Here is a 23388-nt window from a genome sequence, read left to right on the forward strand (position 1 = left end):
CGACTGTATAAACAACCAGGGGGCGGGATGAAAGCGTTAACCAGCAGGCAGCAACAGGTCTATGACCTGATTCGCGACCATATTAATCAGACCGGCATGCCGCCAACGCGTGCTGAAATTGCTTCGCAACTGGGCTTCCGCTCGCCTAACGCTGCTGAAGAGCACCTGAAAGCGCTGGCGCGTAAAGGTGTCATTGAAATCGTCTCCGGTGCATCGCGCGGTATCCGCCTGCTGATGGAAGAAGAGGCGAGTGAAGGGCTGCCACTGATCGGTCGCGTCGCCGCCGGTGAACCGCTGCTGGCACAGGAACATATCGAAGCCCACTATCAGGTCGACGCCAACCTGTTCAAACCCTCTGCCGATTTCCTGCTGCGCGTCAGCGGTATGTCGATGAAAGATATCGGCATTATGGACGGCGATCTGCTCGCGGTGCATAAAACGCAGGAAGTGCGCAATGGCCAGGTGGTGGTTGCGCGTATTGATGATGAAGTCACGGTGAAACGCTGGAAGAAGCAGGGCGCGATTGTGCAGCTGCTGCCGGAAAACAATGATTTCCAGCCGATTGTCGTGGATACCCGTGAACAGTCGCTAACCGTGGAAGGGCTGGCCGTAGGCATCGTGCGCAACGGCGAGTGGCTCTGAAACCCGGTTGATCTCCCCCGCTGCGGCGGCGCACGCGCGCTGGCCGCAGTCTGCTTTAATCATACTTTTGTTCCCGGCCCGTAAGGCGCTCGCTCAGGCCGACTACCGTAACCCTCGGGATGGGGCTGATGCAGCTATTTTCCTCTTCTGATAAAGCGCTGTGGCGACTGGCGTTGCCAATGATCCTCTCCAATATCACCGTGCCGCTGCTCGGCGTGGTCGATACCGCCGTGATTGGCCATCTTGATAGCCCGATCTACCTCGGTGGCGTGGCCGTAGGCACCACGGCAACCAGCTTCATCTTTATGCTGCTGCTGTTTCTGCGTATGAGCACCACCGGTTTAACCGCGCAGGCATTCGGGGCCGGCGATAAACAGGCACTGGCGCGCGCACTGATGCAGCCGCTGCTGATCGCCCTCGCCGCCGGGTTGTTGCTGGCGCTGCTGCGTTCTCCTGCCAGTAGCCTGGCGGCAACGCTGATGGGCGGCAGCGCGGAAGTCCAGCAGCAGGCGCAGATCTTCATTGAAATCCGCTGGCTGAGCGCACCAGCTACGCTGGCTAACCTGGTGATTCTCGGCTGGCTGCTGGGCGTGCAGTATGCGCGTGCGCCGATGGTTCTGCTGATTGTCGGAAACCTGGTCAACATCCTGCTCGATCTGCTGCTGGTGCTGAAACTGCACTGGGGCGTTGCCGGTGCTGCCGCCGCCACAGCGCTGGCCGAATACGTGACGCTGGCTGTGGGATTATGGATGGTGGCGCGCGTGCTGAAACTGCGCGGCATTGATTTCAAGCTGCTGAAAAACAGCTGGCGCGGTGACGCGGCGCGGTTATTTCGCCTTAATCGCGACATCATGCTGCGCTCGCTCATGCTGCAGATCTGCTTCGCCTCGCTGACCCTGATGGGTGCACGCATCGGACCGGATGTGGTTGCGGTCAATGCGGTGCTGTTGATGTTCCTGACGTTTACTGCCTATGCGCTGGACGGCTTTGCTTACGCGGTGGAAGCCTGCTCGGGTGAAGCGGTAGGGGCAAAAGATCGCAGCCGGCTGCTGCTGATCTGGCATGCCGCCTGTCGCCAGGCGGGTATCGTTGCGCTGCTGTTTGCGCTTATTTATGCGCTTAGCGGCGCGCACATTGTTGCACTGCTTACCTCGCTGCAGCCGCTGCGTGAGATGGCCGATCGCTTTCTGCTGTGGCAGGTAATTTTACCGCTGGTTGGCGTCTGGTGTTATCTGCTGGACGGCATGTTCATCGGCGCGACACGCGGCCGCGAAATGCGTAACAGCATGATAATGGCAGCAGCCGGTTTCGGTATCACTTTGCTAACGCTGCCGTGGTTAGGGAATCACGGTTTATGGCTGGCGATCACGGTGTTTCTGGCGCTGCGTGGCCTGACGCTGGGATGGATGTGGCGCCGCCACTGGCAGCGTGACAGCTGGTTCAGTCAGCCATAAGCGCAGCGCAGGTGTCAGAATAATCTGTAATTCCGTGCACAATCCGAAGCGGCTACTATAATTATCTCAAACGGCGCAGATAAGTAGCGCGTTATATGGTTATTTCCGGCATTACATGAGAAATACACCATCTCACTCAGGAAGACGTGGAGGATTGTTATGAACAAAGACGAAGCGAGCGGAAACTGGAAGCAGTTTAAAGGGAAGTTTAAAGAGAAATGGGGCAAGTTAACCGATGACGATTTGACCGTGATCGAAGGGAAACGCGATCAGCTGGTGGGTAAAATTCAGGAACGTTACGGTTACGCCAAAGATGAAGCTGAACGTGAATTGAAAGACTGGGAAAGTCAAAACAAAGATTACCGCTGGTAAGTCTCCCGCTTTAAGGATGATGCTCCTACCCGCTGATCGTTACGATCGGCCTGGCACACGGAGGTGCCAGTTACCCTTTACGCACCTTCTTCTTACTTTCCACTTCATGATCGTGCTGACAGCTACCCGGCTGCGTGCAGGCCGCCACTTCGGCACAGTTTTCACACAGGCCGTGCGCCTCAATAACGCTATGACGTAAGGTAAAACCTGCCTGATCGGCCAACCCGGCAATGATCTTTTCCACGCCGTGCGCGTGCTTCTCACTGACGGCGGCACAGTTGTCGCACACCAGCATCACCGATGTGTGCGCCGGCTCGTCGAAATGGTGGCACACCACATAACTGTTATTTGACTCCACCCGATGAATAAATCCCTGCTCCAGCAGGAAATCCAGCGCGCGATAAATAGTCGGTGGTTTCGCCTGGGGTTCACTGATGCGCAGCTGGTCCAGCAAATCGTAAGCGCTAATGGAACCGTTCTGCTCCGCCATCAGGCGCAGCACTTCTGCGCGCTGCGTAGTGAGGCGCACGCCACGGTCAAGGCACAAAGATTCAGCCTGCGTGAGCAGTTGTTCGGGCGTGAGGTTTGGCATAAGCATTCTCCAGGTGATGGGTGATGTTATTTTATCACACAAACTTTTACGCTGCTGCCATTGCTTTTTTACCTTATATCATCCAGGAAATGTCTGGCTTTCAGCCACTTATCTGCCGCGTTGCGTCCTGGTACTTCCTTCTGTTAAGCCATGCTTTTCCTTCCTGAGTTTTTTCTCACAGGTTAACCCATCTTTTTGCTTTGCAACTCACTGACTTAGTGGCTATGGTTCAAAAGGTTTTAAGTAATTTCTGGCATCAATTTAGCTGACGTTCATATTTCTGCATAAAACAACAGCAGAATGGTGCGGGCGTGACCAATTCTGCGAATAGCAATGCTAATTCCTTTCAATTCACAGCAATAAAGCGTTAGCCAGCGTTCAGAATAGGGCTAATAAACTATTCCGTCGTAGAGACAGTCCACGACAATTAAAAGGTGATGGCAGACTCATGGTGAAGACATTATTCAGACGCAAGAAAATTGCTTATGTTGTTGGTTTTAATGCGGTATTTGTTACCACATCAGCATTTGCTGCTGGCACCTGGTACGATGCGCGTAACGATGCCATGGGGGGAACCGGTGTCGCTTCCTCAACCTGGAGCTCGGCAGTGCTGGCTAACCCGGCATTGATGACCAAAGCGCAGCCTGAAGATAACGTCAGCATCATTTTTCCTTCAGCCGGTGTGCAGATTACTGACAAAGACAAATTAGTGGATCGCGTAGACGAAATTACTGATACGGTGGACCGCTATCGTGACGTGATCAACAACATCACGCTGCCGGAGATCATCAATGGCGCGCCTCAGGTCAGAGCGGCGGCAGGTGATATGGCTAATCAGCTGCGCGATCTGCGCGGTGATAAAGCAAATGGCACCGCAGGCGTGGCGTTAGCCGTCAGCATTCCCAACGAGACCCTTCCTTTCGCCTTCATCACTAAAGCCTACGGCACGGCGCACATCCGCGCTAACGTGGTACAGAGCGATATCGATTATCTGGATCAGGTCGCAAATGGCCGCATTCCCTTGCCGGGCGACCAAAATAATCTGCGCTCCAGTGCCAACGGCCTGGCTGCCCTGATCACCGATTACGGCGTCGCAATGGCGCACGAGTTCACCATCGCCGGTCACCCGGTCTCCGTTGGCGTCACGCCAAAGCTGCAGAAAACCTGGCTGTATAACTACACCGCCAGCGTTTATAACTACGACAAGAATGATATTAACGACAGCCGCTATCGCAGCACCGATACCGGTTTCAACGTCGATGCCGGTATCGCTACCGACTTCGCGGAGAACTGGACCTTCGGCGTGACCGGGCAGAACCTGGTATCGCGCGATATCGACACCAAAGAGGTTAACGGCTATCGCGATACGTATCAGATTCGCCCGCTGGTAACTACCGGACTGGCGTGGAATCGCGGACCCTTTACCCTGACTGGCGATGTCGATCTGACGGAAACCAAACGTTTTAAATCGCAGGAGAGCAGTCAGTACGCTGGCGTGGGTGGTGAATATCGCGTGCTGGACTGGCTGGCGCTGCGTGCCGGCTATCGCGCGGATATGAAGTCGAATGACACCGATGTGTTTACGGCCGGTCTCGGCGTGTCGCCGTTCAACAACGCGGTGCATCTGGACCTGGCCGGTTCGGTCGGCAAAGACAATACCTGGGGCGCCATGGTGCAGCTCGGGTTTAACTTCTGACCACACGGTGACGGGCGGCTGTGTCGCCCGTCACAGCTGTGATATCATTGCGCAGTTTCTCATCACTTAACTGCGGATTTACTGCGTTTCATGACCGATACATTCTCTTCGCAACGTTTCTCCATCGCCCCGATGCTGGACTGGACCGACCGTCACTGTCGCTATTTTCACCGTCAGCTGAGCGGCGACACGCTGCTGTACACCGAAATGGTGACCACCGGCGCCATCATCCACGGCAAAGGCGACTATCTGGCCTATAGCGAGGCGGAGCATCCGCTGGCGCTGCAGCTGGGCGGTAGCGATCCGGCCGCGCTGGCAACCTGTGCAAAGCTGGCTGAAGCGCGCGGATACGATGAGATCAACCTGAACGTCGGTTGTCCGTCCGATCGGGTACAGAATGGCCGTTTTGGCGCGTGCCTGATGGGTGAGACGGCACTGGTCGCGGACTGTATCAAAGCGATGCGCGATGTGGTCAGCATTCCGGTCACGGTGAAAACCCGCATCGGTATTGACGACCAGGATAGCTACGCCTTCCTGTGCGATTTTGTCGGCACCGTGGCGCAGCAGGGCGGTTGTGATACGTTCATTATTCATGCGCGTAAAGCGTGGCTATCGGGCCTCAGCCCGAAAGAGAACCGTGAAATTCCACCGCTCGATTATCCGCGCGTGTATCAGCTGAAGCGGGATTTCCCGGCGCTGACCATAGCCATTAACGGCGGCGTTAAGACGCTCGATGAGGCCAAAGCGCATCTGCAGCACCTGGACGGCGTGATGATGGGGCGCGAGGCCTATCAAAATCCCGGCATTCTGGCGCAGGTTGATCGCCAGCTGTTTGGCCGCGAGACACCAGTGGCCGAGCCGGTCGCCGTGGTGCGTTCCATGTACCCTTACATCGAAGCCGAACTGGCACAGGGCACCTATCTGGGACACATTACGCGCCACATGCTGGGCCTGTTCCAGGGCATCCCCGGCGCGCGCCAGTGGCGCCGTCACCTGAGCGAAAATGCCCACAAACCGGGCGCCGACGTCCGCGTGCTGGAAGCGGCGCTGGCGCTGGTGGCCGACCGCATCGTGCAGGAAGCCTGATCCCGCGAGCCGGCCTGGTCAGGCTGGCAGGACGGTTTAAACCGCACGGTTTCGTCGTGCGGTTTTTAATTCACCAGCAGTTAGTCAATTTCACCAAATCAACGTCCCCTCTGTCCTGCATCTAAGCGATAATTCAATGGCTTAGCGCTCGTTACGACCTGGCACGTATCTTGTAATACCTTCTGCATTACTGATACAGGAGAGCGCTCGTGGAAATATTATTCGTTATCGGCTTTTTTATGATGCTGCTGCTGACAGGCGTATCGCTGCTGGGCGTGATCGCCGCGCTGCTGGTGGCCACCGTGGTGATGTTTCTCGGCGGGCTGTTTGCGCTTGTTATAAAATTGTTGCCGTGGCTGGTGCTGGCGGTGGTCGCCGTGTGGCTGTATCGCGCATTTACCACACCGCAGGGAGAGGTGAAACTTAACCGGCTGAAAAGGAAAATCAGCGACTTAGAGAAGAGAAGCTGGCGCTAAATGCGGTTACGATCACAGAGTTGGTGATTGCTTAGTACGAATTCGCAATTAAACATATTTTTTACTTATGTTTTCTGTCAGGATAGGTAAAGAAATTCAGACGAATTCATCGCCGCTGTCCCTACACCAGCGCGAACTATAAAAAAGAAAGAAAAGGGCTTCCTTCGGGAAGCCCTTCATCATTTCTGCTATCAGGGAATTAACAGGCTGGAACCCTGAGTGGCACGACTCTCCAGCACCTGATGCGCACGTACCGCATCGCTCAGGGCAAATTTCTGCTGCTCCGGCACGTTAAGCTGAATAGCGCGGCTGGCGATAAGCGAAAACAGTTCGCCGCTGGCGCGATCGAGCTCTTCACGGTTGGTGATATAGCCAAACAGGGAAGGGCGGGTGACAAACAGCGAGCCTTTCTTGTTGAGAATGCCGAGGTCAACGCCGGTCACCGGGCCGGAGGCATTACCAAAGCTCACCATCAGGCCGTGGCGGCGCAGGCTGTCGAGGGAGGGTTCCCAGGTATCTTTGCCCACTGAGTCGTAGACTACCGCCACTTTTTCACCGTTGGTCAGTTCGCTGACGCGCTGGGCGATATCCTCTTCGCGATAATTGATGGTGGCCCAGGCGCCGGCATCTTTGGCGATCTGCGCTTTCTCCGCAGAACCGACGGTGCCAATCAAATGCGCGCCCAGCGCTTTCGCCCACTGGCAGGCAATCAGGCCCACGCCGCCCGCGGCGGCATGAAACAGGAAAATTTCATCGGCTTTTACTTTGTACGTCTGACGCAGCAGATACTGCACCGTCAGGCCCTTGAGGAAAGAGGCCGCAGCCTGCTCAAAGCTGATGCTGTCCGGCAGAATCACCAGCCGATCTTCCGCCACATTGTGCAGCTCGCTGTAGGCACCCAGCGCGGCCTGGCAATACACCACGCGATCGCCCGGCTTGAAACGCGAAACCGCGCTGCCCACTTTTTTCACGATGCCTGCCGCTTCAGTGCCGAGGCCGGACGGCAGCGAGGAGACCGGATACAATCCGCTGCGCACGTAGGTATCGATGTAGTTAATACCAATCGCCTTGTTCTCCACCTGAACTTCATGGTCGGTGGGATCGGCTGGTGTGAAATCGACCCATTGCAATACTTCCGGGCCGCCGTGCTGGTTGAACTGAATTCGCTTTGCCATTCTGACTCCTGTGATTGTTCATCCTGGGACGGTATACTTGCGCGTCCCTTTCACGATCGGTAATGCATTCACTATGGCAGGAAATAAACCCACCAACAAATCGAACGAACCCCGCGATCGGCAGCTCGAAGGCGTGAAAATGCCGCCGCACTCTCTCGAAGCGGAGCAGTCGGTGCTCGGTGGGTTGATGCTGGATAACGAACGCTGGGATAACGTCTCCGAGCGCGTGGTCGCGGAAGACTTCTTCAACCGCTCGCACCGCATGATTTTCTCTGAAATGCAGCGCCTGCTGGAAGCCGGTCAGCCCATTGATCTGATCACCCTGTCAGAGTCGCTGGAAACGCGCGGTGAGCTGGAGATGGCGGGCGGCTTTGCCTATCTGGCCGAGCTGGCAAAAAATACCCCAAGTGCGGCAAACCTCGGTGCTTATGCCGACATCGTGCGTGAACGTGCGGTGGTGCGTGAGATGATTTCGGTGGCTAACCAGATCGCTGATGCCGGTTACGATCCGCAGGGCCGCAGCAGCGAAGAGCTGCTGGATTTCGCTGAATCCAACGTCTTTAAAATTGCCGAACAGCGCGCCAATAAGGATGAAGGCCCGCAAAATATCGAACAGATCCTCGAAGCGACGGTATCGCGCATTGAAGCGCTGGTGTCAACGCCGCACGATGGCGTGACCGGCGTCGATACCGGCTATCAGGATCTCAACAAGAAAACCGCCGGTCTGCAGGGTTCAGATCTGATCATTGTCGCGGCGCGTCCGTCGATGGGTAAAACCACTTTCGCCATGAACCTGTGTGAAAACGCCGCCATGCTGACAGACAAACCGGTGCTGATTTTCAGTCTCGAGATGCCCAGCGAACAGCTGATGATGCGTATGCTGGCCTCGCTGTCGCGCGTTGATCAGACGCGTATCCGTACCGGTCAGCTGGAGGATGAAGACTGGGCGCGCATCTCGGCCACCATGGGCATCCTGTTAGAAAAGAAGAACATGTTCATTGATGACTCGTCCGGCCTGACGCCTACCGAAGTGCGTTCACGCGCGCGCCGCGTGTTCCGTGAAAACGGCGGCCTGAGCATGATCATGATCGACTACCTGCAGCTGATGCGCGTACCGGCGCTCTCCGACAACCGTACGCTGGAGATTGCCGAGATCTCACGCTCGCTTAAAGCGCTGGCGAAAGAGCTTAATGTACCGGTGGTGGCGCTGTCGCAGCTTAACCGCTCGCTGGAGCAGCGCGCCGATAAGCGTCCGGTTAACTCGGATCTGCGTGAATCGGGCTCGATCGAGCAGGATGCGGACCTGATCATGTTCATCTATCGTGACGAGGTATATCACGAAAACAGCGATCTGAAAGGCATCGCCGAGATCATCATTGGTAAACAGCGTAACGGTCCGATCGGCACAGTACGTCTGACGTTCAACGGCCAGTGGTCACGCTTTGATAACTACGCCGGACCGCAATACGACGACGAATAATCGCGCTTCCACAGTTGCATGCACGATTTGTGCATGCATTTCACGTCATCAGAAAATAGTGTTGGACAACCTCGTCAATTATCAGGTTATCTGTAGCAAAGCGAATCCTATAACGCTGTGGACACAGAATGACTCAGGTAGACGATTACGACCTTAAGATACTGACACTACTACAATCTAACGGCCGCCTTACCAACCAGGAACTCAGTGATTTAGTCGGACTTTCGGCGTCGCAATGTTCACGCCGGCGCATTAATCTCGAACAGGCAAATCTTATTCTTGGCTATCACGCGCGGCTCTCGCCGGACGCGGTAGGGCTGGGCATGGTCGGCTTGATCGAGGTGCGACTGAAAAATCACACGCCCGATTACGAAGAGAGTTTTCACCGCATGGTGGAGCAGGAAGCGGCGATTGTCGACGCGTTCAAAACCACTGGTGACGCCGACTATCTGTTAAAAGTCGCGGTGGCCGATTTAGCGGCGCTGAGCGCGCTGATCAGTCAGCTCGTCGCTGGCCATCAAAGCGTGGCGCATGTGAAAACCTCGGTGGTACTCAACCGTTTAAAAGAGAACGGCTTGATGATGATCCCCGAGCACAAAGTGCGCCAAAAGAGTGCATGATGTGCCAGTGTGGTGCAGATTTGTGCCGTTTTTCGCGCAAAGCGCGCACCAGAAACCGAATTTGTGCATGAATCGATTATTTTACGGCAGATTGATGCACATAAACCTGCAATAAAGCGCCTTAGTTATCAATTGGATAATCGCTGGCACCCATCGGCGGCGACAGGAAGCCGCCGATGTGGTGCGTTTTTTGCAAATGAACGCCATCATTTGCAAAGAGATCGCGCCATGGATAACGCTGTACAATCTTCCCGCATTCCCCACACCCGTACAGAAGATGCGCTGGCTATCGTGCTTGGCACGCTGATGGTGTCGTTTGGCGTCATTTTGCTGAAACAGGCGGGCGCGCTGACCGGCGGTACGGCGGGCGTGGCTTTTCTCATCAGCTACCTGTCGCCGCTCTCGTTCGGCAGCGCCTTCTTTCTGATTAACCTGCCGTTTTACTGGCTGGCCATTCGTCGCATGGGCTGGGAATTTACCCTGAAAACCTTCTGTGCGGTGGGGCTGGTATCGCTGTTCACCCATTTGCACCCGCTGTTTATCCATTTTTCTGCGCTAAATCCGTTTTATGCGACATTGTTCGGTAACGTGGTGATGGGGATTGGGTTTATAGTGTTGTTTCGTCACAAAGCCAGCCTCGGTGGTATCAATATTCTGGCGCTCTGGCTGCAGGATCGCTCTGGTCTGCGCGCCGGCAAACTGCAAATGGCGCTGGATACCTGTGTGGTACTGGCCTCGCTTTTTGTGGTATCGCTGCCGATGCTGCTGGCCTCCATCGCCGGCGCGGTGATGCTCAATCTCATCATCGCCATGAATCACCGTCCCGGCCGCTATTTTGTTTGATGACGTCGACCCACACATTTATGAATAATCATGGAGATCTGCACCGTGTTTCAAAACGTTGATGCCTATGCTGGCGATCCGATTCTGTCGCTGATGGAAACCTTCAAACAGGACCCGCGTGACCACAAGGTGAATCTGAGCATCGGCCTCTATTACAACGAAGCCGGCATCATTCCTCAGCTGCAGGCGGTGGCCGCCGCGGAAGAGCGTTTGCAGGCGCAGCCACATCAGGCTTCGCTCTATCTGCCAATGGAAGGGCTGGGTCCGTATCGTAACGCCATTGCGCCGCTGTTGTTTGGTAAAGAGCACCCGATGCTGCAGGCGGGGCGCATTGCTTCCATCCAGACGCTGGGCGGATCCGGCGCGCTGAAAGTGGGCGCAGATTTCCTGAAGCGTTACTTCCCGGACGCCAGCGTATGGGTCAGCGATCCGACATGGGAAAACCATGTGGCGATCTTTAACGGTGCCGGTTTTAACGTTAACACCTACCCATGGTACGACGACGCCACCAACGGCGTGAAGTTCGATGCCTTCATCACCAAACTGAAAACGCTGCCGAAGCAATCCATCGTGTTGCTGCATCCGTGCTGCCACAACCCGACCGGTGCGGATCTGACCAACGCGCAGTGGGATCAAACCGTTGAGGTCCTGAAAGCGCAGGAGCTGATTCCGTTCCTCGATATCGCCTACCAGGGCTTTGGTGCCGGCATGGAAGAGGACGCTTACGCGATTCGCGTGATTGCCGCGGCGGGCCTGCCGGCGCTGGTGAGCAACTCCTTCTCGAAAATCTTCTCGCTGTACGGTGAGCGCGTTGGCGGCCTGTCAATTGTCTGCGACAGCGCAGAAGAGTCGGCACGCGTGCTGGGTCAGCTGAAAGCGACCGTGCGTCGCAACTACTCCAGCCCGCCGAACTTCGGTGCTCAGGTGGTTTCCTGCGTGCTGAACGACGAAGCGCTGCTGAACAACTGGCTGGCGGAAGTGGAAGCGATGCGCCTGCGCATCATCGAAATGCGCCAGGTGCTGGTCAATGTGCTGAACAGTAAACTGCCCGGCAAAAACTTTGATTATCTGCTGAAGCAGCGCGGCATGTTCAGCTATACCGGCCTGAGCGCACAGCAGGTGGACCGCCTGCGCGAAGAGTTCGGTGTGTACCTGATCGCCAGCGGCCGCATGTGTGTCGCCGGTCTCAACAGCCGCAACGTCAATCAGGTAGCTGAGGCGTTTGCTGCCGTAATGTAATTGACGCGATGCCTGTCAGCCGCGCGGCTGGCAGGCACCCGTTTCAGTCATCCACGCATTGTCTGTTCCCGCTGTACCTTCGCCGCACCCCGCTTTTCCACGCTTCTCTTTGCCAACCATGTTGGCTGGCGGCCGCATTCCGCATGGCTATAACACCTTAACCCCGGGTAATCGGGACGGGTCTTGTGTGTTCCTGTTAGTGAGGGCGCTATTTTTTGCCGGCGCGCTTTGGCGCACTGCCAGAGCGCTCGCCAATCACAATAAGGAACCGCCCATGAGCTATTTCCCTTCCGCACTGAAACCCCTCTGCATTGCCATGACGCTGGCGCTCGCACTGCCTGCTGCGGCCGTTGAGCTGACGCGTGATAACGGCGCGCCGGTCGGCGATAACCAGAATTCACAAACTGCCGGCGCCAATGGCCCGGTGCTGTTACAGGACGTGCAGCTGATTCAAAAGCTGCAACGCTTTGATCGTGAACGTATTCCGGAACGTGTGGTGCACGCACGTGGCACCGGCGCGCACGGTGAATTTCGCGCCAGCAAAGATATCAGCGATCTGACTATCGCTGAGGTGTTTAAACCGGGAACGGTGACGCCGGTCTTTGTGCGCTTCTCCAGCGTGGTGCACAGCAAGCATTCGCCGGAAACGCTGCGCGACCCGCGTGGTTTTGCCACCAAATTCTATACCAGCCAGGGCAACTGGGATCTGGTGGGCAACAACCTGCCGGTGTTCTTCATCCGCGATGCGATCAAGTTCCCTGATATGGTGCACGCGTTTAAACCGGATCCGCGCACTAACCTCGATAACGATGCGCGCACCTTCGATTTCTTCTCCCACGTACCGGAAGCCACGCACGCGCTCACCATGCTGTTCTCCAACATGGGCACGCCGGCAACCTATCGGGAAATGGACGGTAACAGCGTGCACGCCTACAAATTTGTGAACAGCAAAGGCGAAGTGCACTACGTGAAGTTTCACTGGAAAACGTTACAGGGCGAACGCAACCTCGATCCGGCTGAATCGGCAGCGATCCAGGGGCGCAGCTACAGCCACATGACAGAAGATCTGGTGGCGGCGATTAACCGCAAAGCGTTTCCGAAGTGGGATCTTTACATTCAGACCATTAAAGCCAGCGAAGTGGATAAGTTCGATTTCAATCCGCTCGACTCCACCAAAATCTGGCCGAACGTGCCCGAGGTGAAAGTCGGGCAGATGGTGCTGAATCGCAACGTCGACAACTTCTTCCAGCAAACCGAGCAGGTGGCGATGGCGCCGTCCAATCTGGTGCCGGGCATTGAGCCGTCTGAAGATCGCCTGCTGCAGGGCCGCCTGTTCTCCTATGCTGATACCCAGCTGTACCGCGTGGGCGCGAATGGCCTTAGCCTGCCGGTCAACGCGCCGCGCGTACCGGTCAGCAACGGCAATCAGGATGGCCTGATGGACAGCGGTAACGCCGATGACAAGGGTGTTAATTACCAGCCAAGCCGCATCTATCCGCGTGAAGAGCTGCAAAACGCGCGTTACAGCCATACGCCGCTTAGCGGCAGTACGCAGCAGGCGATGATCGCCAAACCGCAGAATTTCCGCCAGGCAGGGGAGCTGTATCGTTCCTTTAACGCGAAAGAGCGGGGCGATCTGATCACCTCTCTCGGTGGCGCGCTGAAAAGCGCCGACGCGCAAAGCCGGCTGGCGATGCTCTCGTTCTTTTATAAGGCCGATAGCGAGTACGGCACGCGTCTGGCGGCGGTAACGCAGGACGATATCACCACGGTAAAAGCGCTGGCTGACAAGCTGAGCGACTGATGCGCCGGCGGCAGAGCAAGCGCTCTGCCGCTTTTTCCCGCTGAAGGGTTTACCTTTCGCCGACATGCTGCACACTTAAGTAAACGGTTTAACCCAGGAATGTGGCATGTGGCAGCAACAAACTCTCACGCTGAGCGCGAAGGCGCGCGGCTTTCATCTGATCACCGACGAGATTGTCGGCCAGCTTAATGGCTTAACGGACCTGCGCATCGGCCAGCTGCATCTGCTGTTGCAGCACACCTCAGCGTCGCTGACGCTTAATGAAAATTGCGATCCTACGGTACGCAGCGACATGGAGCAGCACTTTCTGCGGTGCGTTCCAGAGGATGCGCCCTACCAGCACGACTATGAAGGCGCTGACGATATGCCGGCGCACATCAAATCGTCACTGCTTGGCGTATCGCTGCTGATCCCGGTCAGCCGCGGCAAACTGCTGCTCGGCACCTGGCAGGGGATCTGGCTGGGCGAACATCGGGTACACGGCGGCGCGCGGCGCATCGTCGCCACCTTACAAGGGGAATAAAACATGAACACGTCGGATTTACTGACCTACTGCATGAGCAAACCGGGCGCTTCACAAAGTTATAAAGATGAGTGGGACGCAACCCAGGTGAAAAGCGATGGCGTGCTGTTTGCCATGGTGCATGACGTTGAAGGGCGGCCGGCGTTGTCGCTGAAAACCTCGCCCGCGCTGGCGGAGTTGTTGCGCGATGAACACCACGATGTGTTTCCCAGTGAACATCTCAATAAGTCGCACTGGAGCACGCTGTGGCTGGATGGATCGCTGAAGGATTCGCAGATTTACTATCTGGTTGATGCGTCATGGCAACAGGCTGACGCCACGCGCGCGGCGGGCGTCAGCCATGATGATGAGATGCGCTGATTAAGCCGCAGACTCTTCACGCAGAGTGTTGATATCAATCACGAAGCGATACTTCACGTCGCTTTTCAGCATGCGCTCGTAGGCGTCGTTGATTTGGTTCATGGCGATCAGCTCGATATCCGAAGTGATACCGTGCTTGCCGCAGAAATCCAGCATCTCCTGGGTTTCGGCGATACCGCCAATCAGTGAACCGGCAATGCTGCGACGCTTGAGGATCAGGTTAAACACCTGCGGTGCCGGGTGATCGTGCTCCGGCGCGCCGACCAGCGTCATGTTGCCGTCGCGCTTCAGCAGGGCGATAAACGGGTTGAGATCGTGCTGCGCGGCGACGGTATTTAAGATGAAGTCGAAGCTGTTGGCGTGCTGCGCCATCTGGTCAGCCTCTTTCGAAATCACCACTTCGTCAGCGCCGAGGCGTTTGCCATCTTCAATTTTTGACGGTGAGGTAGTGAACAGCACCACGTGCGCGCCCATCGCATGCGCGATCTTCACGCCCATATGGCCGAGGCCGCCCAGACCAACGATACCGACTTTTTTGCCGGGACCGACATTCCAGTGACGCAGCGGGGAATAGGTGGTGATACCGGCGCACAGCAGCGGCGCAACGCCCGCCAGATCGAGGTTTTCCGGTACGCGCAGCACAAAGCTTTCATCAACCACCATGCTGGTGGAGTAGCCGCCGTAGGTGATGGCGCCGGTTTCACGATCCTGGCCGTTGTAAGTGCCAACAAAGCCGTTTTCACAGTACTGCTCGAGTCCTTCCTGACAGCTTGGGCAGCTGCGGCAGGAGTCGACCATACAGCCGACGCCGACTAAATCGCCCACTTTATATTTGTGCGTGTGCGCGCCAACGGCGGTGACGCGACCCACGATTTCATGGCCTGGCACCACCGGGAATACGGTGTTGCGCCATTCGTTGCGCGCCTGGTGCAGGTCCGAGTGGCAGACGCCACAGTACAACACTTCAATCTGCACATCATGAGCGCGCAGTTCGCGCGGCTTATAATCGAACGGGGCGAGTTTGGCTTTCGCGTCCTGTGCGGCATAGGCATGCGTAATATTCATGGTGTCTCCAGTCAGATGTGTCGTGAGTATTTGCGAGGGGTCCGTTCAGTGATGACACTGAAGGACAGAGGCGCGTCAGCGGCGCCAAAAAGGAACGCAGTAAGAATAGTCAGCGGGACGCGATGCGTATATGCCTGAAGTTGTCTGTTTCTTGCCTGTTTCTGCATTTGCTAAGGCATTCAGACAATGGCACCGGCTGGCGAGTAACCGGAGCGGTGAGCCGTGGCGAGATCAGAAAAAACGCGCCGCAACAGCGGGTGCGGCGCGTTAAACCTACTTTTTCAGCATCGGCTTGAGGAAGCGTGCAGTATGCGATTTTTCGCACTGTGCAACGGTTTCCGGCGTACCGGCCACCAGGATTTCACCACCGCCGCTGCCGCCTTCCGGACCGAGATCGACAATCCAGTCAGCGGTTTTGATCACGTCAAGGTTGTGCTCAATCACCACGATGGTATTGCCCTGATCGCGCAGCTGATGCAGTACTTCCAGCAGCTGCTGGATGTCGGCAAAATGCAGGCCGGTGGTCGGTTCATCAAGAATGTACAGCGTCTGACCGGTACCGCGCTTCGACAGCTCACGCGCCAGCTTAACGCGCTGCGCTTCACCGCCGGACAGCGTGGTTGCCGACTGGCCAAGACGAATATACGACAGGCCGACATCAATCAGCGTCTGCAGCTTACGCGCCAGTGCAGGTACCGCATCAAAGAACTCACGCGCCTCTTCGATGGTCATCTCCAGCACTTCGTGAATGCTCTTGCCTTTGTATTTAATCTCCAGCGTTTCGCGGTTATAGCGTTTGCCTTTGCACTGATCGCACGGTACATAAATGTCCGGCAGGAAGTGCATTTCGACCTTGATTACGCCGTCGCCCTGACAGGCTTCACAGCGGCCGCCGCGCACGTTAAAGCTGAAGCGGCCCGGATTGTAGCCGCGCGAACGCGCTTCCGGCACGCCGGCAAACAGTTCACGCACCGGGGTAAAAATCCCGGTGTAGGTGGCCGGGTTTGAGCGCGGCGTCCGGCCGATCGGGCTCTGATCGATGTCGATCACTTTATCGAAGTGCTCCAGCCCGGCGATCTCGCGATACGGCGCAGCTTCACCGCTGGTAGCACCATTCAGCTGGCGCTGCGCAATCGGGAACAGCGTATCGTTAATCAGCGTTGATTTGCCGGAACCGGACACGCCGGTGATACAGGTAAACAGCCCAACCGGAACCGTCAGCGTGACATCCTTCAGGTTATTACCGCGCGCGCCGCTCAGTTTCAGTACTTTGGACGGATCGCCTTTCACCCGCTCTGCCGGCACCGCGATTTCACGCTTGCCGCTGAGGAACTGACCGGTGAGAGAATCTTCGTGCGCCATGATGGCATGCACATCGCCCTCGGCTACCACCTGGCCGCCGTGCACGCCAGCGCCCGGACCGATATCAATAATATGGTCAGCGGCGCGAATCGCGTCTTCATCATGCTCAACCACGATCACGGTATTACCGAGATCGCGCAGGTGAATCAGCGTCGACAGCAGGCGCTCGTTGTCGCGCTGATGCAGACCGATGGACGGTTCATCCAGTACGTACATGACGCCAACCAGACCGGCACCAATCTGGCTCGCCAGACGAATACGCTGTGCTTCACCGCCGGACAGCGTTTCCGCTGAACGCGACATCGACAGATAATTCAGGCCGACGTTGACCAGGAAGCTCAGACGGTCGCCAATTTCCTTCAGCACTTTCTCGGCGATTTTGGCGCGCTGGCCGCTCAGCTTCAGATTGCGGAAGAAGTCCATGGCGTGGCCGATGCTCATATCCGAGATGGTCGGCAGGTTGGTATCTTCCACGAACACATGGCGCGCTTCACGACGCAGGCGCGTCCCTTCGCAGCTGGCGCAGGCGCGGTTGCTGATAAACTTCGCCAGCTCTTCGCGCACCGCGTTGGATTCCGTCTCTTTGTAGCGGCGCTCCATGTTATGCAGCACGCCTTCGAACGGATGACGACGCACCGAGGTATCGCCGCGATCGTTGATATATTTGAACTCAATGTTCTCTTTGCCGGAGCCGTACAGAATCACTTCGCGCGCTTTGTCGCTCAGGCTATTGAACGGCGCTTCAACATCGAAATCCAGATGTTCCGCCAGCGAGCGCAGCATCTGGAAATAGTAGAAGTTACGGCGATCCCAGCCGCGAATGGCGCCACCGGCCAGCGACAGCTCCGGATTTTGTACCACGCGATCGGGATCGAAATATTGCTGAACGCCGAGGCCGTCACAGGTCGGGCAGGCACCGGCCGGGTTATTGAACGAGAACAGGCGCGGCTCCAGCTCACGCATGCTATAACCGCATACCGGGCAGGCAAAGTTAGCCGAGAACAGCATCTCTTCGGTATCGGGATCGTCCATATCCGCGACGATCGCCGTGCCGCCACTCAGTTCCAGCGTCGTTTCAAAGGATTCGGCCAGACGCGTCGCCAGATCGTCACGCACGCGGAAACGATCGATCACCACCTCAATGGTGTGTTTCTTCTGCAGCTCCAGCTTGGGTGGATCCGATAGATCGCACACTTCGCCATCAATACGTGCGCGGATGTAGCCCTGCGCCGCCAGATTTTCCAGCGTTTTGGTGTGCTCGCCTTTGCGATCTTTTACCACCGGCGCCAGCAGCATCAGGCGCCGACCCTCTTCCTGCGCCAGGACCTGATCGACCATCTGGCTGACGGTTTGTGCCGCCAGCGTGACGTTATGATCCGGACAGCGCGGCTCACCCACGCGGGCAAACAGCAGACGCAGGTAGTCATGAATTTCAGTGATGGTGCCGACGGTCGAGCGCGGGTTGTGCGACGTCGATTTCTGCTCAATGGAAATGGCAGGCGACAGCCCCTCGATGTGGTCTACGTCCGGTTTCTCCATTAAGGAAAGAAACTGGCGCGCATAGGCAGAAAGCGATTCAACATAGCGGCGCTGGCCTTCGGCATACAGCGTATCAAACGCCAGCGAAGACTTACCGGAACCCGACAGACCGGTCACTACAATGAGCTTGTCGCGTGGGATGATCAGGTTGATATTCTTCAAATTATGGGTGCGAGCACCGCGGACTTCAATCTTATCCATTCACCTTTCCCGGATTAGGCAACGCTCGCCATGCCTTGCCAGCACGACCAGCAGAAACGCATCATTATGGCACAAAAAATAAACTGAATAAATATCCAGTGTTTTTGCTATCCTGTCACGGTCGAAAAACTGGAATCCCGCTCGAAAGTGGGAAGCGTCATTGTGACGTGATACAATTTTTCGCTTAGACTTTTAGCATCAACTCATCGGGAGACAGCAACATGGCCAGTCGTGGCGTAAACAAAGTGATTCTTGTCGGGAATCTGGGTCAGGATCCGGAAGTGCGCTACATGCCGAATGGTGGCGCGGTAGCCAACATTACGCTGGCCACGTCAGAGAGCTGGCGCGACAAGCAAACCGGTGAAAACAAAGAGATCACCGAGTGGCACCGCGTCGTGCTGTTCGGCAAGCTGGCTGAAGTCGCCGGCGAATATCTGCGTAAAGGTTCGCAGGTCTACATTGAAGGCCAGCTGCGCACCCGTAAATGGCAGGACCAGAGCGGTCAGGATAAATACACCACCGAAGTGGTGGTGAACGTGGGCGGCACCATGCAGATGCTGGGCGGCCGTCAGCAGGGCGGCAACGGCGGTGGCGCACCGATGGGCGGCCAGGGCGGCGGCAACAATAACGGCTGGGGCCAGCCGCAGCAGCCACAGGGTGGGGGCAACCAGTTCAGCGGCGGCGCGCAGCAGCGTCCACAGCAGCAGAGCGCACCGGCGAACAACGAACCACCAATGGATTTCGACGACGATATCCCGTTCTGATTGGCGTACCGATCACCGCGTTATCCAGCCCTCGCTTCTGCGAGGGCTCCATTTCAAAAGCTCTTGTCCAACAAGACTTTTCTCTCCGCACGTTCATACAACGACGTTAATGCGCGCGCCACTCCCGCAGTAATTCTTCCGTGGTTTTAACCCGCACCGGATTGCCCGGCATGATCAAATCCGCCCACACCTCGTTGTGCTGATTAATGAGCTGCTGCGCCGACACATAAGTGCGATCGGCGGTGGTGTGCGCGTCGGCCGCCACGGTGATGTGATAGCCAAGGCTGGCCCCGACTTTGATGGTGGTATCGACACAATAATCGGTGGCGCAGCCGCAAATGACAAAGCTTTCAATCTGATGCTGTTCAAGCTGCGCCGCGAGCCCGGTTTGCCAGAAGCTGTCGCAGGCGGTTTTGGTGATGTAAAGCGCGTCGGCGGGTTGTTCCAATTCGGCGACTATGTGCCAGTCTGCGGAGTCAACGGCTAAATCCGGCCCGCTATGCTGAATAAAAATGACCTGATCGGCGGCGGCCATCAGCTGATTAATGCGCGCGCAGCGTCCGGCGCGGTCGTAACGCGGCGTTGCCAGCACGCCATTTTGCATATCCACTACCATTACCACCCGTTGTGCCATTGTCGCCTCCTTTATAGGTCAGGCCCCAGTGTCGCGCTGAAGGGGTAGGCGCGTAAAGCGATTGGGCTTTGCTTTTTTTGTGCGCGCCGCGCATGCTTACTGCCTGATAGCGTATGGAGGTGTGTGGTGACGGTGGTTCCCGAAGTCTTTCCCTGTGAGCAGGATCGTGCGCAGTTTCAGCACTTTGCTGAGCTGCCGGGCATTGAGCTTTATCAGGCGCACATCTCCCGCTACGCTTTTGAGCCCCATACCCACGAAGCCTTCGGGATTGGCACCATTGAATCCGGCGCGCAGCGCTTTCGCTACCGCGGCACCAATTATGTCGCGCCGGTGCATTCGCTGGTGATGATGAATCCCGATGAACTGCACACCGGTGAATCGGCCTGCGCCGAAGGCTGGCGTTATCGCATGATCTATATCGATCCGGCGGAGATGGATCGGCTGACCGGCGATCGCAACTGGTGGTTCAGTGATGCGCTGCGCACCGATGCGCGCCTGGCGCAACCTTTCTCCCACGCGCTGGCACAGATGTGGCAGGCGCAAAGTGCGCTGGAGCGGCAGGGCGCGCTGCTGGATCTGCTGGAATGGCTGCGTCCGCTGGCGCAGCAGGGCGTCGCGCGGCCGCGCGAAGGCGCCCACCGGTTTGATGTGGTAAAAGCCTGGCTGCGCGATAACCTGGCAGAGCCGGTGCGGCTGGAGGAGCTGGCGGCGCTGGTATCGCTGTCGCCGTGGCATTTTCTGCGCAGTTTCAAACAACACTTTCACGTCACTCCCCATCAAATGCTGATGGCCTTCCGCCTGTTCGAAGCCAAACAGCGGCTGGCGCAGGGCGAGAGCGCCGCCAGTGTGGCGGCGGCGGTTGGCCTCACCGACCAGGCGCATCTGACGCGGGCGTTTGCCCATCGCTACGGCATCACGCCGGGACGCTATCAAAAGCAGGTGTTCAGCGGACGTTAACCGCAATCTGCTACAAGCCTTTCACCTTTTCCTGCGCCACACTGTGGCGGATTAAAGATAAAGGAAAGGTGTATGTTTGCAGGAATAGTGTTTGCCCTCGCGGCGGGGCTGATGTGGGGCATGATTTTTGTCGGGCCGCTGCTGATACCCGATTATCCGGGCACGTTGCAATCGGCGGGTCGCTATGTTGCCTTTGGTCTGGTGGTGCTGCCGCTGGCGTGGCTCAGCCGGCGCCGGCTAAAACAGCTGACGCGCCCGGACTGGACGGAGGCGGTGAAGCTGTCGCTGGTGGGCAATCTGCTCTATTACGCCTGCCTCGCCAGCGCGATTCAGCGCACCGGCGCACCGGTCTCCACCATGATCATCGGCACGCTGCCGGTGGTGATCACCGTCACCGCTAACCTCTGTTACGGCCATCTCGAAGGGCGCCTGCCATGGCGCCGGCTGATGCCCGCGCTGGTCATCATTGCTGCCGGTCTAGGCTGCGTTAACGCGGCGGAACTGCACGGGCAGGGGCCGGCATTTGATCTCTGGGGCTACCTGAGTGGCCTGCTGCTGGCGGTGCTGGCAGTGGTGTGCTGGACCTGGTATCCGTTGCGCAATGCGCGCTGGCTGCGCGAACATCCTCAGCACAAACCGTCGAGCTGGGCCACCGCGCAGGGACTGGTGACATTGCCGCTGGCGCTGGTGTTTTATGGGCTGGTGAGCCTGCAGATTCACTGGCAGCAGCCCGATTTCGCTTTACCGTTCGGCCCGCAGCCGGCGCGCTTTATCTGGCTGATGCTGGCGATTGGTTTGTTCTGCTCATGGCTGGCGGCGCTGTGCTGGAATGCCGCCAGTCAGCGTTTGCCAACGGTAGTGATGGGGCCGCTCATCGTATTCGAAACGCTCTCTGGCCTGCTGTGGACCTTTATTTACCGCCAGAGCTGGCCACCGCTGCTCACCAGCATCGGTATCGGCTGTCTGATTGTTGGCGTGATCTATGCCATGCGCATTAAACCGCAGCGGCTGACCGCACTTTCTTAACTCTGCCTCGCTGCTGAGTCATCCACTCAGCAGCGCTTTCCCCTGATATTTTAGGAATTTGACCAGCCGATAATTCCGCCTCAGTGACCTGATGCTGGCCGGCACGCGCATGCTATATAACCGACCAGCGCTACGGCCGCCCGGTTTTCATTCTCTTCCGCTATAAAACTCCCTGCTGTCAGCACGGTAAAAGGCTGACTCTCGCTGCCTTTTAGCGTTCCGGAGGGATAAAAAAAGCGCATATCGGGCAACAATTCGCCGGTTTAGCGCGTGAAAAACTCTTCGCCAGTCGGATTTTTACCCGGCTGTGGCACTGAAATTCCAGCGTGAGAAGCCACCTTAGCCTTAAGCGTTACCGGCATTGTTAAGAATGATTCCCAATAGCTGCCAGAAAAAAAGATTAAAGATGACGATGGATTTAAGCGCAGTATTTACCATGGATAACCGTTTTTCGGCTTTATAGTTTAAACATCATAACGTTTTTGAACCGGAGTATTCCTGGTGTGGTTTAAGAGTTAGCCGACTAGCGCTGATCGCCAAAGCGATCATAAACGCAGCGGCCAGATCCAGTTTAAAACTGAGCCAATGTGTGAGCGGTTACACCGTGTTGTTCATTAACGCTTAACAGAATTGTCTGTGATCAGGCCTGATTATTAGTAATCGTGAAGTAATAGACTAAGCACCAATCTCACCAAAATGAGATTGGGCTAAGTCTAAATGGCTTGAAACGCGAGGCTTTTGCTGGTGTGAATCAATTTTACCGCAAAAAAGGAAGTGATTCCGTGATGGCATTCATCAGGAAAAAGTGGTTCGAATTGTTATGTAGAGAATGCCGAATTTAATGATCTTCATCTCTTCTGGTAAGAACAAATCTCAGCATTAAGTCATATAACATCGGCCTCAATGGTATTAGCGATTATCGGAACCGGAAGGGTAATGATAAACGCTACGGCTAATATCCAGTAAACGACAGCTGCGACGGGTACCGATGTCGAAAGTGGTTTGCAGGAAGTTGACCGCCTGACGCTTTTCATTCGTAGTGAAGAAGTTTTTCAGCACGCTTTGCAGCATCTCCTTGTCGGAGCTCAGGGTCTGCAGCTCGCGCGTAAGGTTCTGCAGTTTATCCTCCAACTCCTTGATTTTTCGACCCTCCTCTGAAGAAAGCCCGGAGAACTTCTTCTTCCAACTATAGAAGGTGGCCTCGGAAATGCCCAGCTCCTCACAAATCTCCCTGACTTTCACTCCCGTTTCAGAAGCTTTAATGGCATTTGTGATTTGCTCTTCGCTATATCGTGACTTTCTCATAAATGCTCTTACCTTTCTTATCAATTAATGGATGAGAATTACTGTATTAATATCTGGTACTGCAAAAACGGTATTAATGCAGTATTAAAGTGCGCGATTAGAATTGCGAGGGTTAAATTAAGTTATTTAGAATAAATATCATCATGGGATAAATCTTATTTTATTCTGAATGC

Annotated in this window: 22 protein-coding genes; 16 read left to right on the forward strand and 6 right to left on the reverse strand. The window is 56.3% G+C overall.

What is annotated here, in order from left to right:
• Positions 1-27 precede the first annotated feature (27 nt).
• From lexA to KOL70_RS14105, 3 genes are all read left to right on the forward strand, one after another.
• Positions 28-642, forward strand: coding sequence for a transcriptional repressor LexA (gene lexA / locus KOL70_RS14095; RefSeq protein ID WP_031279762.1), 615 nt, complete (start codon positions 28-30; stop codon positions 640-642).
• A 128-nt stretch (positions 643-770) separates the two neighbouring features.
• Positions 771-2096: an MATE family efflux transporter DinF gene (dinF, locus tag KOL70_RS14100; protein WP_104094032.1), complete on the forward strand. Its 1326-nt coding sequence runs from the start codon at positions 771-773 to the stop codon at positions 2094-2096.
• A gap of 159 nt (positions 2097-2255) precedes the next feature.
• On the forward strand, positions 2256-2468 hold the full coding sequence (locus KOL70_RS14105) for a CsbD family protein (protein WP_021507857.1): 213 nt from the start codon (positions 2256-2258) through the stop codon (positions 2466-2468).
• A gap of 70 nt (positions 2469-2538) precedes the next feature.
• Here the strand turns inward: KOL70_RS14105 and zur are convergent, their stop codons facing one another.
• Positions 2539-3060, reverse strand: a complete 522-nt coding sequence (gene zur, locus KOL70_RS14110; RefSeq protein ID WP_088515725.1) for a zinc uptake transcriptional repressor Zur — start codon at positions 3058-3060, stop codon at positions 2539-2541.
• A 448-nt stretch (positions 3061-3508) separates the two neighbouring features.
• On the opposite strand from zur, the gene traF reads away from it, so the two are divergent.
• From traF to pspG, 3 genes are all read left to right on the forward strand, one after another.
• The gene (gene traF / locus KOL70_RS14115) at positions 3509-4756 is read left to right on the forward strand and encodes a conjugal transfer protein TraF (protein ID WP_088515724.1); all 1248 of its coding nucleotides are present in this window, start codon (positions 3509-3511) and stop codon (positions 4754-4756) included.
• 90 nt (positions 4757-4846) lie between these two features.
• Entirely contained in the window at positions 4847-5842 is a 996-nt protein-coding gene (gene dusA / locus KOL70_RS14120; protein WP_215480798.1) for a tRNA dihydrouridine(20/20a) synthase DusA, read from the forward strand.
• Between the two features lie 209 nt (positions 5843-6051).
• Entirely contained in the window at positions 6052-6318 is a 267-nt protein-coding gene (gene pspG, locus KOL70_RS14125; RefSeq protein ID WP_058770016.1) for an envelope stress response protein PspG, read from the forward strand.
• 191 nt (positions 6319-6509) lie between these two features.
• Here pspG and KOL70_RS14130 read toward each other — a convergent pair whose 3' ends face one another.
• Positions 6510-7493, reverse strand: a complete 984-nt coding sequence (locus KOL70_RS14130) for a quinone oxidoreductase (protein WP_058757563.1) — start codon at positions 7491-7493, stop codon at positions 6510-6512.
• A 73-nt stretch (positions 7494-7566) separates the two neighbouring features.
• Here KOL70_RS14130 and dnaB point away from each other — a divergent pair, with 73 nt between their 5' ends.
• The 7 genes from dnaB (at position 7567) to KOL70_RS14165 (ending at position 14362) form a co-directional block, all read left to right on the forward strand.
• The gene (gene dnaB, locus KOL70_RS14135; protein ID WP_021507851.1) at positions 7567-8973 is read left to right on the forward strand and encodes a replicative DNA helicase; all 1407 of its coding nucleotides are present in this window, start codon (positions 7567-7569) and stop codon (positions 8971-8973) included.
• Between the two features lie 128 nt (positions 8974-9101).
• Positions 9102-9593, forward strand: coding sequence for an Lrp/AsnC family transcriptional regulator (locus tag KOL70_RS14140; RefSeq protein ID WP_058757562.1), 492 nt, complete (start codon positions 9102-9104; stop codon positions 9591-9593).
• A gap of 228 nt (positions 9594-9821) precedes the next feature.
• Entirely contained in the window at positions 9822-10436 is a 615-nt protein-coding gene (locus KOL70_RS14145) for a YitT family protein (protein ID WP_104093909.1), read from the forward strand.
• 45 nt (positions 10437-10481) lie between these two features.
• A complete protein-coding gene (locus tag KOL70_RS14150; protein ID WP_104094033.1) occupies positions 10482-11675 on the forward strand; it encodes an amino acid aminotransferase in 1194 nt (397 codons plus the stop codon).
• A gap of 316 nt (positions 11676-11991) precedes the next feature.
• Positions 11992-13479, forward strand: coding sequence for a catalase (locus tag KOL70_RS14155; RefSeq protein ID WP_371824665.1), 1488 nt, complete (start codon positions 11992-11994; stop codon positions 13477-13479).
• A gap of 106 nt (positions 13480-13585) precedes the next feature.
• A complete protein-coding gene (locus KOL70_RS14160) occupies positions 13586-14002 on the forward strand; it encodes a secondary thiamine-phosphate synthase enzyme YjbQ (RefSeq protein WP_215480800.1) in 417 nt (138 codons plus the stop codon).
• Positions 14003-14005: 3 nt separating this feature from the next.
• The gene (locus tag KOL70_RS14165; RefSeq protein WP_104093912.1) at positions 14006-14362 is read left to right on the forward strand and encodes an MmcQ/YjbR family DNA-binding protein; all 357 of its coding nucleotides are present in this window, start codon (positions 14006-14008) and stop codon (positions 14360-14362) included.
• On the opposite strand, the gene KOL70_RS14170 is transcribed toward KOL70_RS14165, so the two are convergent.
• Together KOL70_RS14170 and uvrA are read right to left on the reverse strand one after the other, a co-directional pair.
• Positions 14363-15427 (reverse strand): NAD(P)-dependent alcohol dehydrogenase, encoded by a 1065-nt coding sequence (locus KOL70_RS14170; RefSeq protein WP_058757558.1) that lies wholly within the window; start codon positions 15425-15427, stop codon positions 14363-14365.
• A gap of 273 nt (positions 15428-15700) precedes the next feature.
• A complete protein-coding gene (gene uvrA / locus KOL70_RS14175; protein WP_021507843.1) occupies positions 15701-18529 on the reverse strand; it encodes an excinuclease ABC subunit UvrA in 2829 nt (942 codons plus the stop codon).
• Positions 18530-18750: 221 nt separating this feature from the next.
• On the opposite strand from uvrA, the gene ssb1 reads away from it, so the two are divergent.
• Positions 18751-19293 (forward strand): single-stranded DNA-binding protein SSB1, encoded by a 543-nt coding sequence (gene ssb1 / locus KOL70_RS14180; protein WP_021507842.1) that lies wholly within the window; start codon positions 18751-18753, stop codon positions 19291-19293.
• 106 nt (positions 19294-19399) lie between these two features.
• On the opposite strand, the gene KOL70_RS14185 is transcribed toward ssb1, so the two are convergent.
• A complete protein-coding gene (locus KOL70_RS14185) occupies positions 19400-19927 on the reverse strand; it encodes an isochorismatase family protein (protein ID WP_104187846.1) in 528 nt (175 codons plus the stop codon).
• 126 nt (positions 19928-20053) lie between these two features.
• Between KOL70_RS14185 and KOL70_RS14190 the strand changes: the two genes are divergently transcribed.
• Entirely contained in the window at positions 20054-20884 is an 831-nt protein-coding gene (locus KOL70_RS14190) for an AraC family transcriptional regulator (protein ID WP_058757554.1), read from the forward strand.
• 72 nt (positions 20885-20956) lie between these two features.
• Entirely contained in the window at positions 20957-21910 is a 954-nt protein-coding gene (locus KOL70_RS14195; protein WP_104187848.1) for a DMT family transporter, read from the forward strand.
• A 909-nt stretch (positions 21911-22819) separates the two neighbouring features.
• On the opposite strand, the gene KOL70_RS14200 is transcribed toward KOL70_RS14195, so the two are convergent.
• Positions 22820-23215 carry a transposase gene (locus tag KOL70_RS14200; RefSeq protein ID WP_031279757.1) on the reverse strand — a complete coding sequence of 132 codons (396 nt, stop codon included), beginning with the start codon at positions 23213-23215 and terminating at the stop codon, positions 22820-22822.
• Positions 23216-23388 lie beyond the last annotated feature (173 nt).

Source organism: Pantoea sp. B270 (assembly GCF_018726825.1).
GTDB classification, from domain to species: Bacteria; Pseudomonadota; Gammaproteobacteria; order Enterobacterales; family Enterobacteriaceae; genus Pantoea; species Pantoea dispersa.

Excerpts from the sequence above, each read along its gene's own strand:
- uvrA (WP_021507843.1), bottom strand. The coding sequence starts at position 18,529 with ATGGATAAGATTGAAGTCCGCGGTGCTCGCACCCATAATTTGAAGAAT.
- dusA (WP_215480798.1), top strand. The coding sequence starts at position 4,847 with ATGACCGATACATTCTCTTCGCAACGTTTCTCCATCGCCCCGATGCTG.
- KOL70_RS14185 (WP_104187846.1), bottom strand. The coding sequence starts at position 19,927 with ATGGCACAACGGGTGGTAATGGTAGTGGATATGCAAAATGGCGTGCTG.
- dinF (WP_104094032.1), top strand. The coding sequence starts at position 771 with ATGCAGCTATTTTCCTCTTCTGATAAAGCGCTGTGGCGACTGGCGTTG.
- lexA (WP_031279762.1), top strand. The coding sequence starts at position 28 with ATGAAAGCGTTAACCAGCAGGCAGCAACAGGTCTATGACCTGATTCGC.
- KOL70_RS14195 (WP_104187848.1), top strand. The coding sequence starts at position 20,957 with ATGTTTGCAGGAATAGTGTTTGCCCTCGCGGCGGGGCTGATGTGGGGC.
- KOL70_RS14200 (WP_031279757.1), bottom strand. The coding sequence starts at position 23,215 with ATGAGAAAGTCACGATATAGCGAAGAGCAAATCACAAATGCCATTAAA.
- KOL70_RS14130 (WP_058757563.1), bottom strand. The coding sequence starts at position 7,493 with ATGGCAAAGCGAATTCAGTTCAACCAGCACGGCGGCCCGGAAGTATTG.
- dnaB (WP_021507851.1), top strand. The coding sequence starts at position 7,567 with ATGGCAGGAAATAAACCCACCAACAAATCGAACGAACCCCGCGATCGG.
- KOL70_RS14140 (WP_058757562.1), top strand. The coding sequence starts at position 9,102 with ATGACTCAGGTAGACGATTACGACCTTAAGATACTGACACTACTACAA.
- KOL70_RS14165 (WP_104093912.1), top strand. The coding sequence starts at position 14,006 with ATGAACACGTCGGATTTACTGACCTACTGCATGAGCAAACCGGGCGCT.
- KOL70_RS14155 (WP_371824665.1), top strand. The coding sequence starts at position 11,992 with ATGACGCTGGCGCTCGCACTGCCTGCTGCGGCCGTTGAGCTGACGCGT.
- KOL70_RS14105 (WP_021507857.1), top strand. The coding sequence starts at position 2,256 with ATGAACAAAGACGAAGCGAGCGGAAACTGGAAGCAGTTTAAAGGGAAG.
- KOL70_RS14170 (WP_058757558.1), bottom strand. The coding sequence starts at position 15,427 with ATGAATATTACGCATGCCTATGCCGCACAGGACGCGAAAGCCAAACTC.
- KOL70_RS14160 (WP_215480800.1), top strand. The coding sequence starts at position 13,586 with ATGTGGCAGCAACAAACTCTCACGCTGAGCGCGAAGGCGCGCGGCTTT.
- zur (WP_088515725.1), bottom strand. The coding sequence starts at position 3,060 with ATGCCAAACCTCACGCCCGAACAACTGCTCACGCAGGCTGAATCTTTG.
- ssb1 (WP_021507842.1), top strand. The coding sequence starts at position 18,751 with ATGGCCAGTCGTGGCGTAAACAAAGTGATTCTTGTCGGGAATCTGGGT.
- traF (WP_088515724.1), top strand. The coding sequence starts at position 3,509 with ATGGTGAAGACATTATTCAGACGCAAGAAAATTGCTTATGTTGTTGGT.
- KOL70_RS14145 (WP_104093909.1), top strand. The coding sequence starts at position 9,822 with ATGGATAACGCTGTACAATCTTCCCGCATTCCCCACACCCGTACAGAA.